Annotated in this window: 13 protein-coding genes; 5 read left to right on the forward strand and 8 right to left on the reverse strand. The window is 62.0% G+C overall.

Features of this window, described 5'->3' with window-relative positions:
• Positions 1 to 80 precede the first annotated feature (80 nt).
• Complete coding sequence (locus PVZ72_RS16200) at positions 81 to 977, forward strand: LysR substrate-binding domain-containing protein (RefSeq protein WP_187981080.1); 897 nt, start codon at positions 81 to 83, stop codon at positions 975 to 977.
• 21 nt (positions 978 to 998) lie between these two features.
• Here PVZ72_RS16200 and PVZ72_RS16205 read toward each other — a convergent pair whose 3' ends face one another.
• From PVZ72_RS16205 to PVZ72_RS16215, 3 genes are all read right to left on the reverse strand, one after another.
• Positions 999 to 2681, reverse strand: a complete 1683-nt coding sequence (locus PVZ72_RS16205) for an ATP-dependent nuclease (RefSeq protein ID WP_187981081.1) — start codon at positions 2679 to 2681, stop codon at positions 999 to 1001.
• On the reverse strand, positions 2662 to 4536 hold the full coding sequence (locus PVZ72_RS16210) for a 3'-5' exonuclease (protein WP_187981082.1): 1875 nt from the start codon (positions 4534 to 4536) through the stop codon (positions 2662 to 2664). Before PVZ72_RS16210 ends, PVZ72_RS16205 begins: the two co-directional genes overlap by 20 nt.
• Positions 4537 to 4855: 319 nt before the next feature.
• Positions 4856 to 5248 carry a globin domain-containing protein gene (locus PVZ72_RS16215; RefSeq protein WP_187981083.1) on the reverse strand — a complete coding sequence of 131 codons (393 nt, stop codon included), beginning with the start codon at positions 5246 to 5248 and terminating at the stop codon, positions 4856 to 4858.
• 215 nt (positions 5249 to 5463) lie between these two features.
• Here PVZ72_RS16215 and PVZ72_RS16220 point away from each other — a divergent pair, with 215 nt between their 5' ends.
• Both PVZ72_RS16220 and PVZ72_RS16225 read left to right on the forward strand, forming a co-directional pair.
• Positions 5464 to 6156: a bacteriorhodopsin gene (locus PVZ72_RS16220; protein WP_187981084.1), complete on the forward strand. Its 693-nt coding sequence runs from the start codon at positions 5464 to 5466 to the stop codon at positions 6154 to 6156.
• 2 nt (positions 6157 to 6158) lie between these two features.
• Positions 6159 to 7010, forward strand: coding sequence for a Brp/Blh family beta-carotene 15,15'-dioxygenase (locus PVZ72_RS16225; protein WP_187981085.1), 852 nt, complete (start codon positions 6159 to 6161; stop codon positions 7008 to 7010).
• Here PVZ72_RS16225 and PVZ72_RS16230 read toward each other — a convergent pair.
• Entirely contained in the window at positions 6984 to 7463 is a 480-nt protein-coding gene (locus PVZ72_RS16230; protein WP_064309082.1) for an Lrp/AsnC family transcriptional regulator, read from the reverse strand. The two genes, PVZ72_RS16225 and PVZ72_RS16230, sit on opposite strands and share 27 nt — an antisense overlap.
• Positions 7464 to 7953: 490 nt before the next feature.
• A complete protein-coding gene (gene proP / locus PVZ72_RS16235) occupies positions 7954 to 9405 on the reverse strand; it encodes a glycine betaine/L-proline transporter ProP (protein WP_133863240.1) in 1452 nt (483 codons plus the stop codon).
• 291 nt (positions 9406 to 9696) lie between these two features.
• Here proP and PVZ72_RS16240 point away from each other — a divergent pair, with 291 nt between their 5' ends.
• Positions 9697 to 10677, forward strand: a complete 981-nt coding sequence (locus tag PVZ72_RS16240; protein ID WP_187981086.1) for a DUF6515 family protein — start codon at positions 9697 to 9699, stop codon at positions 10675 to 10677.
• Between the two features lie 19 nt (positions 10678 to 10696).
• On the opposite strand, the gene PVZ72_RS16245 is transcribed toward PVZ72_RS16240, so the two are convergent.
• Positions 10697 to 11380, reverse strand: coding sequence for a class I SAM-dependent methyltransferase (locus PVZ72_RS16245; RefSeq protein WP_187981087.1), 684 nt, complete (start codon positions 11378 to 11380; stop codon positions 10697 to 10699).
• Between the two features lie 898 nt (positions 11381 to 12278).
• Between PVZ72_RS16245 and PVZ72_RS16250 the strand changes: the two genes are divergently transcribed.
• Entirely contained in the window at positions 12279 to 12731 is a 453-nt protein-coding gene (locus PVZ72_RS16250) for a type IV pilin protein (protein WP_133863246.1), read from the forward strand.
• Here PVZ72_RS16250 and PVZ72_RS16255 read toward each other — a convergent pair.
• Both PVZ72_RS16255 and PVZ72_RS16260 read right to left on the reverse strand, forming a co-directional pair.
• Entirely contained in the window at positions 12728 to 13567 is an 840-nt protein-coding gene (locus PVZ72_RS16255; protein WP_273862464.1) for a DUF6502 family protein, read from the reverse strand. The two genes, PVZ72_RS16250 and PVZ72_RS16255, sit on opposite strands and share 4 nt — an antisense overlap.
• A gap of 121 nt (positions 13568 to 13688) precedes the next feature.
• Positions 13689 to 13832: a hypothetical protein gene (locus tag PVZ72_RS16260; protein WP_007161029.1), complete on the reverse strand. Its 144-nt coding sequence runs from the start codon at positions 13830 to 13832 to the stop codon at positions 13689 to 13691.
• Positions 13833 to 13892: the final 60 nt, after the last annotated feature.

Raw genomic sequence — 13892 nt, forward strand, 5'->3', positions numbered from 1 at the left:
TCACCCTAGGCTGGTCGCTGTCATATATCCAATATATTGTCCGTCTCGATTGATAGGTTTTGCGACTCAATGGAGAAGGTATGGAATTGCGACACCTGAGGTACTTCGTGGCGGTGGCTGAAGAACTGCACTTCGGTCGTGCGGCCCAGCGCCTCAACATCTCCCAGCCGCCGCTCAGTCAGCAGATCCAGGCCCTGGAAGCCGAGCTGGACACCCGCCTGCTGGAGCGCACCAACAGACGCGTCGCCCTGACCGATGCTGGCCGGCTGTTTCTCGATGAAGCCCGGCAGATCCTCCTGGCCAGCGAACGCGCCGCCGAACGGGTCCGTCGCGCCGGGCGCGGTGAGACCGGGCAGCTTCAGGTGGGCTTCAGTGCCTCTTCGCCCTTCGTCGCCACCATCCCCAAGACCCTGTTCGCCTATCGCCGCGCCTATCCGGAGGTGCGCCTGCAACTGCAGGAGATGAGCAGCCGCGACCAGATCGACGCCATGCTCGCCGGCAACCTGCAGATCGGCCTGATCCGCCCCATCGAATTGCCCGACGCCCTGGTGGCGGTCGAACTCTTCCGCGAACCCCTGGTGGTCGCCCTGAGACACGACCATCCGCTGGCCCAGCAGGGCAGCGGCCCGCTGCCTCTGGCCGCGCTCGCCGAGGAGCCCTTCGTCTACTTCCCGCGCAGCTTCGGCACCGGCCTCTACGATCAACTACTGACCCTCACCGCCCGCGCCGGCTTCGCCCCGCGCATCGTCCAGGAGGCCAGCGAAGTCCTCATCATCCTCGGCCTGGTCGCCGCCGGCCTCGGCGTCACCGTGCTGCCCGCCACCTACCAACGCACCCAGATGGAAGGGCTGGTGTATCGGGAGCTGGACGATCCCGAGGCGACTTCGGCGGTGTGGTTGCTCAGGCGCCGGGATGAGGTGTCGCCGCAGGCGGAGGCGTTTGTGGGGTTGTTGGTAAGTCAATCATGTTCTAATTAGTTTAGTTGTTGCGGTTAGCAATCATGGCTCGTTTAATAGTCGTTTTAGGCCTCTTTCAGCAAGTTCATTTACTGCTTCGATAACGATGTCAAAGGGGGCTGGGTGCGATTCTTCGTAAGGATTTTTCATGTAATCTAACATTAAATTCATGAAGTTTTTTTTGTGTTGATCGAAGATTTTTACCTTCTTTATATTTTTGGCCGCGTCATAATCGAATCCTTCCGGATCAAACCAGTTTTGATGATCCCTATGGGCAGCCCATATCCACTCATCAGGGAAAAGGCCTTCTATTTCTTTTCCTCCAGGAATGGATGTGTAATCTCTGTCGGGATAAAAGCCACCCTTCGATCCGAAAAATCCCCTCAGATCTTGTGTTGCTCTATCTCCCGCCTCGTCTCCGTCAAAGAGCGAGATTGCAATCACTTCTTTTGAGATGAACTCGTAGTTTGCTCTGAGGAAGCCAGATAGATTTTTGCAGCCGCCAAAGCTAATTATGTTTGTATTGCTTCCAATTACAAGTTTCTTTGAGTGTTTATTTTCGTATGATTTTATTGCGGCTCGAAGATACTCCACATCGGTTTCTCCTTCGACAAAAATATTTATCTGCGAAAGGTTGAAATAGTCGGAAAATCGTACCCCTAGCGCGCTTCGAATGTCAGATGTTGCATGAGATATTGTTTTGTAGGTTTTAAGTGATGTGCTTTTTTCTTTTCTATCAAAAAATACGCCGCTTATTAGTGAGGGGTTGTTAGGAAGAAAGCCCAAACTGTGGGTCGTCTTTACAAGAGTAGAGGCATCTCCGAGTTTTTCAAGAATCATGCAGGCTTTCTGCGCCAATGCCGGATGCATAAAAGTTTCAGGTTCTTCTATGAGCCACACTACGTGATTGTCCTGTTGCTGCTTTGTAACCCACTCAAGCGCCGAAAAAAGAATCGTGGACTGCAGTCCCATTCCTTTTGAATAAATCGAGCTTTTGTTCGCATCGTCGACTTGCAGTTCTAAAGAAGATATCAGGTTTTCTAAAGCGCCTGATGGATAGTCTAGAGTAACTTCCGCTTCGGTAATTCCTGCTTCTGTCAGAGATTGATTCATGCTGATGCTAAGAGAATTGATGCTTTCTCTAATCATTGCATCATATGGCTGAATTGCTTTTGCAATTTCTTTTTTAACTAGTGGCGTTACAAACTCTTTATAGATTTTTTCAACGGATTTTTCAGATGGAATTCTGTAGCATTTAAAGTGATCCAGAATTGAGTCGATTACAAATTTTTGTAATGATAGGTATTCGGTTCTTTTTCGGATGTCTTGTTTTACTCCCGGGAATATCTGATATACGGGTGAGGACTTTCTAAAAACTAGATTTATTGTGAAAGTGTTTGTTATGCCCTCTTGTTTGTGATCAAGAAGCATGCCTTGCATTTTTCTTGCGGCATTTACTATTTCTCTGTCTAGGTTTTTGGATAAATCAAAATCAAATGCGCATGTTAGACTGGTTTGTATTGTTTCTTGATTGAATGGAAGGTCTATTGTGTGATTGTATTTATGGGTATTTTCCGGGCCAGTAAAGAAGTAGTATATGCCTAAAAGGGTGTTTGATTTTCCTGAGTTGTTAGGTCCTACGATCGTAAGTCCATTACTTAAGTCGATTACCTGTTCGGATGTTATGGTTCTTAGGTTTTTTATTCTAAGCTTGGATATTTTCATGATCGTATTTGCGTTTCTGGATGGTTAAGTTAATTTTTTGGGAAAAGGGTGAAGAGGTTTGATAACTCATCACCAACCGATCAATCGCCCGCGTCATCGCCACATACAGCAATCGCGCCTCGTCCGCTTCCGGCTCGCCCTGCTTGGGCATTTCGCCTAGTCCTGGAATCAGTACCAAACCAAACTCCAGCCCTTTGCTGGAGTGCATGCTGACGATCTTCACGCTGTCTTCGGCGTCGTAGAGTTGGGCGCGGCCCTTGTTGCTGGCGCCGGAGCGGTAGGGGATGGCAGCCTTCTTGAGTTCGTATTCGGCCTGGTAGGCCTGGCTGGTGCTGCGGTAGAGGATGGCCATGTCGCTGAGCAGGCGGCCGTTTGCCTGTTCGTCGCGGATGCGGGCGATGAGCAGGTCCCATTCCTCGCGGTCGCTGCCGCACTGGATGAGTTCGGGGAAGGGACCGCGGCGGCCGGCGCTTTCCGGGGCGATCAGGGGCACGCCGTCTTCGCTGGCGTCACGGCTGGTCAGCAGTTCGGTAGCGAAGGCACGGGCGACAGCGAGGATCTCCACCGTGTTGCGGTAGTTGAGCTTGAGGATGGTGGTGCGGCCCTGGGCCTGGATGCCGACGCTGGCGAAGCTGAAGTCCAGCGCCTTCTTGCCGCCCTTACCGCGGTAGATGGCCTGGGCGTCGTCATAGAGCACCAGCAGGGACTGGGTGCTGGGGTCGACCATCTGCACCACCAGCTGGAACCATTCAGGGGCGAAGTCGTGGCCTTCGTCGATCAGCACGGCGCTGTACTGGCCGCGGGGGATCTGGCCGCGGTCGACGCCCTCGATGGTGCGCAGCACGTACTGCTCCATCTTGGCCGCCACCGGCAAGCGGTGGTCCGGCTTGTCCACCTGGTAGGCGGTGAGTATCTCGGCGCACCAGGCATGGAAGTTCTGCACCACCACCCGTTCGCCCAGGCCCTTCTGCTCGATCACCTGGCGCAGGCGCCCGGCCAGGGACTTGTTGTAGCAGAGCACCAGGATGGGTTTGACCGAGACCTTGGCCAGGTGAGCGCAGCGATAGCCGAGGATCATGGTCTTGCCACTGCCGGCGGCGCCGTGGATGACGCGGTGGCCGTCACCCAGGGAGCGCGCCAGCTGTTCCTGCTGCAGGTCCATGACCTTGATCAGGCTGGGCAGCGGCGCCTCGGCAGCGTCGAACAGGCCGAATTGGCCGGGCTGGCTGTTGACCCGTACCTCGGGGTAGAGGTGATAGCGCACCCGGTCGATCTGCGGCAGGGTCAGGGCGCAGGGAAAGACGTGGGGGAACATGTCCCAGAGGCGTTGCTGGAAGGCTTCCGGGTCGGCGGACTCGGTCATCTCGTCCTGGAAGAGCACGCGCTGCGGATCGAGGACGTCGGCGAGGTCGGTCTGCTCGAATTGGCGCCGGGTGATGCCGGTGAGCACCACGCCCCAGCCCCAGGGCATGATCAGCTGGCCCGGATGGGGCGAGCCGGCGCTCTGGCGCAGCAGCGGATCTTTCTTGAGTAGCAGGTCGACTTCGAGGATGTAGGAGCGGGCTTGCAGCAAGGGATTGGCGACGGTCTTCAGGCCGTCCTGGGTATGCAGCCGCACCTTGCCCGGGGTGACGGATTCAAGGGTGGCGAGCTTCCAGTCCTTGACCTCCAGCACCAGGATGCCGCGCCGTGGATGAAGTACGACGAAATCCGGGTAGCGCGCCTTGGGGCCGACCGGGACGTTGCTCCAGCAGAGGTAGTCGTCTTCTAGCAGTTTTTCCAGGCGTTCGGCGAAGCGACGTTCACCGGGGGTATCGAACTGGCACTGGCTGCGAGCGGGGAAGAAGCGGGCCATCGGTCATCCATTCCGAGAGGCGGCAGGGTGCGGTAAAGCGAGACCTGGCGCACAAAAATCCTTTCGTCATACGTTAGTCAGGCAGGTGCGGCGGGTAAAGCGCGAGACGGGTGTTGCCGGGCGATTGGCCGAGTTGGCCGACCGATGGTGGCTGGCAGGTGGCCGGTATTGGGCTGTCTTGGGTGGGATAGCGGTACTTCGGAGTTTGGTTTGCCCTCACCCCGGCCCTCTCCCTGGGGGAGAGGGGGCGTTTGGGGGAGGTGCGGTGCCGTGGGGTGTTGGGCTGAGCGCGGCGAAGCCCAACAGGCCCCAGGCCGGCTCAGTAGTAACTACGCATCACCGCGATTCCCGCTTCCAGCACGCCCTGCCATTCCTGGCGCAACGCTGGAGAGAAGTCAGCATCGTGTTGAGCCAGGGTGGCGAGCAGACAGTCGACCCAGAGGTCGTAGAGCTCGGGGTCGATGTCCAGCCTTGCGCGGCAATGGCTTTCGCCAAGCTGACGCAGCTTGGTGGTGGGCATGCCGCGGGCGACGAGTACCAGATTCATGATGCCGTGACGCAGCAGCAGCTTCTGCGCGGCCATGTCGGTGTGGGCGAATTTCTCCCGGACCCGGGGCGAGCTGGCCAGGAAGCGCTGGTAGAAATCATCGAAGAAGGCGGGGCTGGCGCAGCAGCGTCCATAGCTCAGCATCACGTTCTGGGCCGGCAGCATGCGGATTCCTGGGCGGGCATGAAGCGGCGCAGCCTGCCTGGGCGCGGGGCAGGCCGTGTTGATCCGGATCAGGTGACAGCCAGTTTGCCGCCCTGAAACATTTTGAACCAATTCACAGGGCCGCTTCTCTACCCTAGGCGCAGCGGTAGCCGAGAAACCCCTACTCCAGAGGGTCTGGTTCGTCGCGGCGCGACTAACGTCCCCTGGAGAACCCCATGAGTCAGACTCCCCTGCTAATCGGCTTCGTCATCATGTCGCTGGCTTCCCTGGCCATCTATGCCAAGGGTGCGCACCGCGGACCGTTGCGCGGCCATACCCTGGTCCATGCCGCAGTGCCCTTCATCGCCGCCACGGCCTATCTTTCCATGTACCTGGGAGTCGGTAATCTGATCAAGCCCGATGGGAGCATCACCTATCTGGCTCGCTACCTGGACTGGACCTTCACCACGCCGCTGCTGCTGGCCGGGGTGGTCAGCTCGGCCTATCTGGGCGCACGCGAGCAGGAAGGCCAGGCCGGCTTCGTGGCCTCCATCGTCACCCTGGACGTGGTGATGATCGTCACCGGCCTGGTCGCCTCCCTGGCGCCCTACGGCACCCTCAAGTGGGTGTTCTTCGCCTGGTCCTGCGCGGCCTTCGTCGGGGTGCTCTATCTGCTGTGGAAACCGCTGGCGGCCCTGGCTGGGCAGCACGCTGCGATCGGCGCGGCCTATCGCAAGAATGTCGGCTTTCTCAGTGTGCTCTGGCTGATCTATCCGGTGGTCTTCGCCGTGGGTCCCGAGGGGGTCTGGGCGGTGAGCGACGCCGCCACGGTCTGGGTCTTCCTGATCCTCGATGTGCTGGCCAAGGTGGTTTATGCCTTCACCTCGGAGCGCAATCTCAAGGCGGCCCTGGCGCGGCCTGGCGTCTAGGGATGAGCGTGAGCGGGCGCGGCTGGCTGGCGCTGGTGCTGACCGCCGGGCTCGCCAGTCTGGCGAGCGGGGCCGGGCAACTGGCCTATGCCCTGGCGGTAGGCCTGGGTCTGGGCCTGCTGCATGGGGCCAGCGATCTGCGCCTGGTCGCACCCGGGCGGCGCCTCGCCTTTCTCGGCTGCTATCTGGCGACAGCCCTGGCCTGCCTGCTCTGCTGGCAACTGGCGGGCACGGCAGCGCTGCTGCTGTTCCTGCTGCTCTCGGCCTGGCATTTCGCCCATGAAGACGAGCTGTTTCCCAATCGGCTGACCTCGCTGGCCCTGGGGCTGTTCATCATTGGCGGTCCGGCGGTGGTGCACGAAGCCGCCGTCGCCCGGTTGCTGGCTTTGGCCATGGGGCCGGCTGCCTCTCTGGCCCTCGCGGACTGGCTGGCCCGCGTGCTCGCCCTGGGTGGGCTGCTGGCGCTGCCGGTGCTGTTGCTGGCCGCCTGGCAGCAGCGGTGCCCCAGGTTGGCGGTGACGCTGCTGGCCGTGGTGCTGGCGCCGCCGCTGGTGGGGTTCGCCCTGGGCTTCTACCTGCTGCACGCCGCGCCCCAGACCGGGGTGCGCCAACGTTTGTTGGGGGCGGCCACCTTCAAGGCCTATCTGCGTCTGACGTGGCCGATCCTGCTGGGCGCTGCGCTGTTTACCCTGGCCGGTGGCCTGGTGTTCCTGCTGCAGGAGCGCACCGGCATCCGCGCGCTATTCGCCGTGCTGGCTGCCTTCGCCGTGCCGCACATGCTGGTGTTGCCGCGTTTTCTCGAAGCCGGCGTCGAAGCCGCGCCGCGCTCAGGGCCGCAGGTGATTGAGCGGTAGCTCGGTACTGGCCAGGATCTGGTTGAGCACAAAGCTCGACCGCACGCTGGAGACGCCCTCGATGCGCGTCAGGGTGCCCAGCAGCAGCTGCTGGTAGTGCTCCATGTCGGGTACGACGACCTTGAGCTGATAGTCCGCATCCATGCCGGTGACCAGGCAGCACTCCAGCACCTCGGGGCACTGGGCGATGATCGCCTGGAAGTTCTCGAAGCGCTCGGGGGTGTGCCTGTCCATGCCGATCAGCACGAAGGCGGTCAGCGACAGGCCAAGTTTCTTGCGATCCAGCAGGGCGACCTGGCGGGTGATGTAGCCGCTGTCTTCCAGTTGCTTGACCCGGCGTGAGCAGGGTGAGGGCGACAGGCCAATGCGTTCGGCCAGTTCCTGGTTGGAGAGACGCGCATCGCGCTGCAGTTCTGCCAAGATTTTCAGATCGAAGCGATCGAGTTTGTCCATTTTGTGTGCCTTGCGCTAGCCGATTGCGTTCAATCCTAGGTTTGTGGTCATGGATTGCGCAAGAGGCAGGAAAGAAGCTGCACAACGCAACCCGCTGCCGGCAGCAGGGGCGTAAGCTGAACTCAACTTCGATAGCCCGGTAGAGCTGTCCAACGAAGGCGCCCCAGGAGGGCCTTTCGCATCGTCAACGACGGTATCCCGTCCGCGACGCCCGGGCCCGCCCAGGTCACCATTCCTGGTCGATCGCAGCCACCGTCACGAGCGGTGCGAGAGGACAACGAATTCAAGGGGAGGCCGCAAGGTCTCCCCTTTTCTTTTGGGCGGAAGTTTTTGGCGTTTGGCTTACCCTCACCCCGGCCCTCTCCCAGGGGGAGAGGGGCATTTGGGGGAGGTTGGGTGGGAAGAGCATCGCGGCCATGGGCCGCTCCTACCGCGTTACATGCCTGTAGGAGCGGCCGCGTCGGCGGACCGCCATGGCCGCGATCGGGGCTTACGCCTGCCCGGGCGGCTGCTTGTCCACGGTCAGGGGCGCGTCGCTGGCGAGGAATTCCTTGGCCTCCTCTTCGCTGGCCACCGAGGGCGGCGAGCCGCGCAGGGGCTGGCCGGCGGTTTCGCGCACGGTGAGCATGGTCAGGATGCCGATCACCGCCGCGGCCATCATGTAGTAGGCCGGCACCAGGGGGTCGCCGGTCTTTTCCACCAGCCAGGCGGTGACCAGCGGGGTGGTCCCGCCAAACAGCGACACCGAGATGTTGAAGGCGATGGACAGGGCGCTGTAGCGGATCGGGGTGTAGAACAGCGCCGGCAGGGTGGACGGCATGGTGCTGGTGAAGCAGGCCAGGGCCATGCCCAGGAGCATCAGGCCGAGGAAGATCAGCCAGTCGTGGCCGCTGCCGATCAGCTTGAGGCAGGGAATCGCCAGCACCAGGATCGCCAAGCAGGCACCGATGATCATCGGCTTGCGGCCCAGGCGGTCGCTGAAGAAGCCACCGAGGATGTTGAGCGGCATCATCACCACCATGACGATGAGGATCAGCAGCAGGCCCTTGGTCTCTGCATAGCCCATGGTCACGGCCAGGTAGCTGGGCATGTAGGTCAGCAGCATGTAGTCGGTGACGTTGAACACCAGCACCAGGCCGATGCACTTGAGCAGGGCGACGCGATGCAGGGTGAACAGCTCGCGCAGGCTGTGCGCCGGGCCGTCCGCCGCCTTGCCCTCGTTGGCCTCGGTATGAGCCTTGAATGCCGGGGTCTCTTCCAGCTTGAGACGCATGTAGAGGCCGAGCAGGCCGAGCGGGCCGGCGATGAAGAAGGGCACGCGCCAGCCCCAGTCGAGCAGCTGCTCCTGCGTCAGGGCCGCCGTGAGCGCCGTCACCGTTCCCGCGCCGGCGATGTAGCCGGCGAGGGTGCCGAACTCCAGCCAGCTGCCCATGCGTCCGCGGGTCTTGTCGGTGGCGTATTCGGCGATGAAGGTGGCCGCGCCGCCGTATTCCCCCCCGGTGGAGAAGCCCTGCACCACCCGCGCCAGCAGCAGCAGGGCGGGCGCCCAGATGCCGATGCTCTGATAGCTGGGGATGAGGCCGATGCTGAAGGTGCCCAGGGCCATCATGATCATGGTCAGGGCCAGCACCTTCTGGCGACCGTACTTGTCACCCAGGGGGCCAAAGACCATGCCGCCGATGGGGCGAACCAGGAAGGCCACGGTAAAGGTGGCGAAAGTGGCGATCAACTGGGCCGCGGCATCGCCGTCGGGAAAGAAGACCTTGCCGAGGGTTACGGCCAGGTAGCCATAGACGCCGAAATCGAACCACTCCATGGCATTGCCAAGGGCGGCGGCACCGACGGCGCGCTTGACCAGGGAATTGTCGACGATGGTGAGGTCGTCCGGCTTTACCTCATGGCGGCGTTTGAACCAGCCAACGTGATGATGGTGTTTCGACATGTGTTTTCCTCCTTGCGTGGGGCCATAGACCCGAGCGGACCGCTAGAAGTGCGATGACAGAGGGGCAGAAACTTCCCCGCTACCCCCAGGGATCGACCCCGGGAATGCCCGAAGCCCGAGATGATTGCAGGCGCGGACGTTCGCTCCGTCCTTGCGGGCTCCGGGTTTCTCGGCGTGCTCTCGGCACCTGCAGTGGCCGTTCGATGGCAGATCGGCGCGGGGCTAACAGCCAGGCTGGGGCAGGGTCCAAGCCTTGGGGTACTCTGGGTCATCCCCTCGTGGAGCCGTGCGATGAAATCGCCTGCCGTGCTGTGTGCGCTTGTCCTTTCCGGCGTTTCCCTGTGGAGCGCCGGGCCCGCCTGGGCCGATAACAACTATCGCCTCGGCGGCGGCTATGTCACGCCCCCGGCGGGCGCCCAGCCGCCGCCGGTCATGCCCCCAGGCAATGCCGGACGCTGGCAGGGCGGCGGTCAGGGTGGCTGGAATGGCGGCCCGCCCGGGCGGGGCGACGGTCCCGGGCGCGGCAATGGTCCGGCCCTGGAGCGCTGGGAGCGCAACGACCCCCCACCACCGCGGCCGGGCTATCAGCCGGCCTGGCAGGATCGACCCGTCCCCGTGCCGCGTCCCGGCTACATGATGCCGGCGCCCGACCAGCCGGGTCGGAACTATCCGCCGCCCCCGCCACCGCGTCCGGAGCGGGATCCGCACTGGGCCGGCCAGCGTCCGGGCTGGGGCGCCAATCCCCAGTGGCGACCGGGTTTCGAGGTGCCGGGCGTGCCGGCCGGCTTCACCCGCGTCTGGTACCGGGACAGCCAGTATTACTATGCCGACGGCTACTGGTATCGACCCCAGGGGCCGCGCTATGTGGTGACCCTGCCGCCGACCGGGGTGCGCGTCAGCGTCCTGCCGGCCTTCGCCGAGACCCTGTGGATGGGCGGCACCACCTACTATTTCGCTGCGGGCAGCTACTACCGCACCGATCCGGGTGGCGGCTTCGTCACCGTCGCCGATCCCAACGTGGCGGCCGTGCCGACCACGACGGCAGCGCCGGCAGGAACGGGTTACGACGCCTATGACGTCACCGCCTATCCCTTGCAGGGGCAGTCGCCGCAGCGCTACGCCACGGATCGCTACGACTGTCGGCGCTACGCCGCCGGAGAGTCGGGCTTCGATCCCGAACGCCCCGGCGCGGTCGCCGATCCCTATCTTGCCCAGCGCTTCCGCCAGGCCTTGGCGGCCTGTCTGGCGGGGCGTGGTTATCGCGTGGAGTAGCCGTCGCCTGGAGTAGCGCTCAGTCGTTGGTCAGTTGCACCAGGGTGAACAGCCCGAAGGGCGGCACGCTGCTGCGACTGGCGCGGCGCAGGTCTTCGCGGGAGAGGATGGAGTCCATGGCGAAGTCCGGGTGCCAGCCAAGCTTGCGCGAGGCCGGCGCCAGGGCTTTTTCCGCCAGCAGCCGCAGGCCGCTCTCGGCCTGGAAGTGATTGACCAGCAGCAGGTGACCGCCCGGCTTCACCACCCGGCGCATCTCCTGCATCAGCTTGCGCGGATTGGGCACCACGGAGGCCACGAACATGGCCACGGCGATATCGAAGGAGCCGGTGGGCAGGCCGGTGTCCTCGGCATTGGCTTCGAGCAGGGCGTCCACCGTGGTGATGGCATCGCGGCCGACCCGCTCCCGGGCCTTGGCCAGCATGTCGGGCGAGAGATCGATGCCGGTGACGCGCTTGTCGGCGCTGTAGTGGGGCAGGGCCAGCCCCGTCCCTACCCCCACTTCCAGTACCCGGGTACCCGCCAGGGCGTTGACCGCCGCCACCGCGCGCTTGCGGCCGGGGGCGGAAACGCCGCCGAACACCCGGTCATAGACATTGGCCCAGCGCCGATAGGCGGAAATGATGGCGGCATTGTCCAGCGCGGAGTGTGGAGCTGAGGTGTCGGCAGTATTCAGCGAGTAATCGATTTTCTTCGAGTCGTGCATAGCGGCCTTGTCATTGTCGGTAGATGAAAGCAGCGGTGTTACGAAGCGAATTCGGCGCGTCGTTTGAGGGTGATAAGTGCGATCTATGGGTGGCTACAGGCGTTGCGCTATTTCGTCGTGCGGATTGAAAGATGGCCTGCCGCTTGGCTGTCTAGGGCCTGCAAGCCAGGCGTAGCGGCTGCTCCAGATAGGGTTGTTACCGTTTTAGAACAATCTAACGGGGTTTGGCTAGTTATGGCTGGTGTTATCTCGCCTGGATGAGAAGTTGGTAGTTTTAATTGTTTTTGATTGTTCGTTCTTTCAATTTAAATATTATTTTATTGTTTGTTCGTTCAATCAAGCTGGTTGTCGGTTTGGGTTAATGAGATTTCCGCGCTGCTGCAGCGGAATAGTTGTGTAATCGTGGTCGTGGGAAGGCAGGTGCGGACGAGCGAAGCGTTTCGCAGATGACGTTGCAGGCTTAAAGGGATCAACATGCACGCCAAAGAGACTGGATGCGGCTTGTCTGCCCTGCATCCCCTATACCTGCTTACCGAAGCCCTTTAGCCTTGATAGGTCTCAAGATCAGACTCGTCGAAAGGCAGGCGCCTCTCCAACAAGAATCCTTGCGATTCGAATGCCATTACCTATCGTTAGGTTATGGGCACGGCAGATCAGACTCTGCTTCCTGCACCTTGAGCGTTGGCTTTGCTGCCGGTCGCCGAGCTTTGCGCAGGTTGAAAATCTGGTGTGCGGTAGTGGTCTAATCGAGCGTGAGGCCGGACATCTTGCTGGGCAACGCCTCTGGCCTGAAGAGCAGTAGCAATGTCGGCCTCGCCGCTGATACAGGTCATCAGGCATATCTTCCGCCAAACCTGGCGCACCTTTTCCAAGCAGAATCCTGATCCCTGAGGTAGCGATGCGAGCACGAGGCTTTACCCTGATCGAGCTGATGATCGTCGTGGCGATCGTTGGCATCCTGGCGGCCATCGCCTATCCAAGCTATCAGAACTATGTGCTGCGCTCCAACCGCAGCGAGGGGCAGGCCCTGCTCAACGAGGCGGCGGCGCGGATGGAGCGTTTCTATGCGCAGAACAATGCCTATCCGACCAGCGTGGCCAATCTGAACATCGTCAACAACAGGACGCCGGCGGGCAGCCAGACGGTGACCTCGACCAGCGGCTACTACCAGTTGAGTGCCGCCATCTATGCCGCCAACAGCGCAGACTACGCCAGCAACGGTCCCTATCTGCTGACCGCTACCCGCAGTGGTACCCAGACCCGCGATACCCTGTGTGGCGATCTCACCCTCAATGCCCAGGGCGTGAAAGGGATCAAGGGTTCCGGCAATGCCGCCGACTGCTGGCGCTAATCCTCCCGCCCCTGTACCAGGCCGGCGTCCTGGTCCTGTTCCACGCGATAGCCGCCAAAGCCCAGGGTGACCCGCTGGGTGGCGTCGGGCTTGCCGGCGTCGCGGGCTTCGTGTTCGACCACCAGGCGGTTGAGACGGTTGAGCAGGTGCATGGATTCGTCGTAGGCGGTGCGATAGAGACTCAGGGTCGAGTCCTGGGTCAGGTTGTGGCCGTAGACCACGTGAAAGGTGAAGTCTGGTGCGGCGCGGTCCTGTAAATAGAGGCGCTCGAAGCCGGCCAGCAGGTCGCCGGTGAAGTGGGCCAGCAGCCGCCCCGCGCCTTCCTGGCTCTCGGTGCCGCGCAGCAGCGAGCGGGGCGTGAGCACCACGCGATCTTCCTCGTCGAGACGGGCGTACCCCTTGCGCAGCCATTCATCCAGCACGGTGCGGGCGCGGACGTCGCTGCCGACGCTGGCGACCAGGGCGTCGAAACTCTGTTCGCCGCCGCGCCGCTGGGTGCGGGGGAGGGGGCGCAGATTGCCCTCGGCATCGAGCAGATCCAGCCGTGAAGTCCAGGCGCTGAGCACCTGCCATTCCAGGCTGGGCGTACAGGGTGTGCGTTCCGGGCTGGCCTCGCGCAGGGCGCGGACCTCGCGGCGCGGCAGGCCGGTCAGCACCGAGATGCGACTGTCGGAATTGGGCTTGTCGCGGAGCGGTTCGAAATCCTGGGCGACCTCGAAATAGGTCTGGCGCAGCAGGCGATCGAAGGTCTGGTAGGTCACGCCGGAGGCGATGGCGATACGCACCAGCCGACCGATCAGGCTGCGCAGAAGCAGGGGAACCTTGGTGGAAAGCATGGGGGACTCGACGCGGCAGACGCCCGCCCATCTTCGCGGGGCCTCGGGCCCCCGTCAAACCAGCCGGTCACAAAGTGTCGCGGACGCCGCTCAGGCTGTCGTCCGCGGGTCAGGGCGCCAGTTAGCCAGGCGTGCCCGATTCGGTCGCGCCGGCCACGTCCGGATCGTCCGGAAATTCCTCGGGTTCCATGTCCGCATAGGGTAGTTCTTCAGGCGGCGGGGTGTTGCTGGGGTTGTCGTAGGTCTTCTGGTCGGCGTCGCTCATGGTGGCTCTCCGGGGTAGGTATAGAGATATCGAACCCCTCTGGGCGGGGCCGTTCCCGAA

The sequence above is a fragment of the Pseudomonas sp. LA5 genome (assembly GCF_028640825.1).
GTDB classification, from domain to species: Bacteria; Pseudomonadota; Gammaproteobacteria; order Pseudomonadales; family Pseudomonadaceae; genus Chryseomonas; species Chryseomonas aestiva.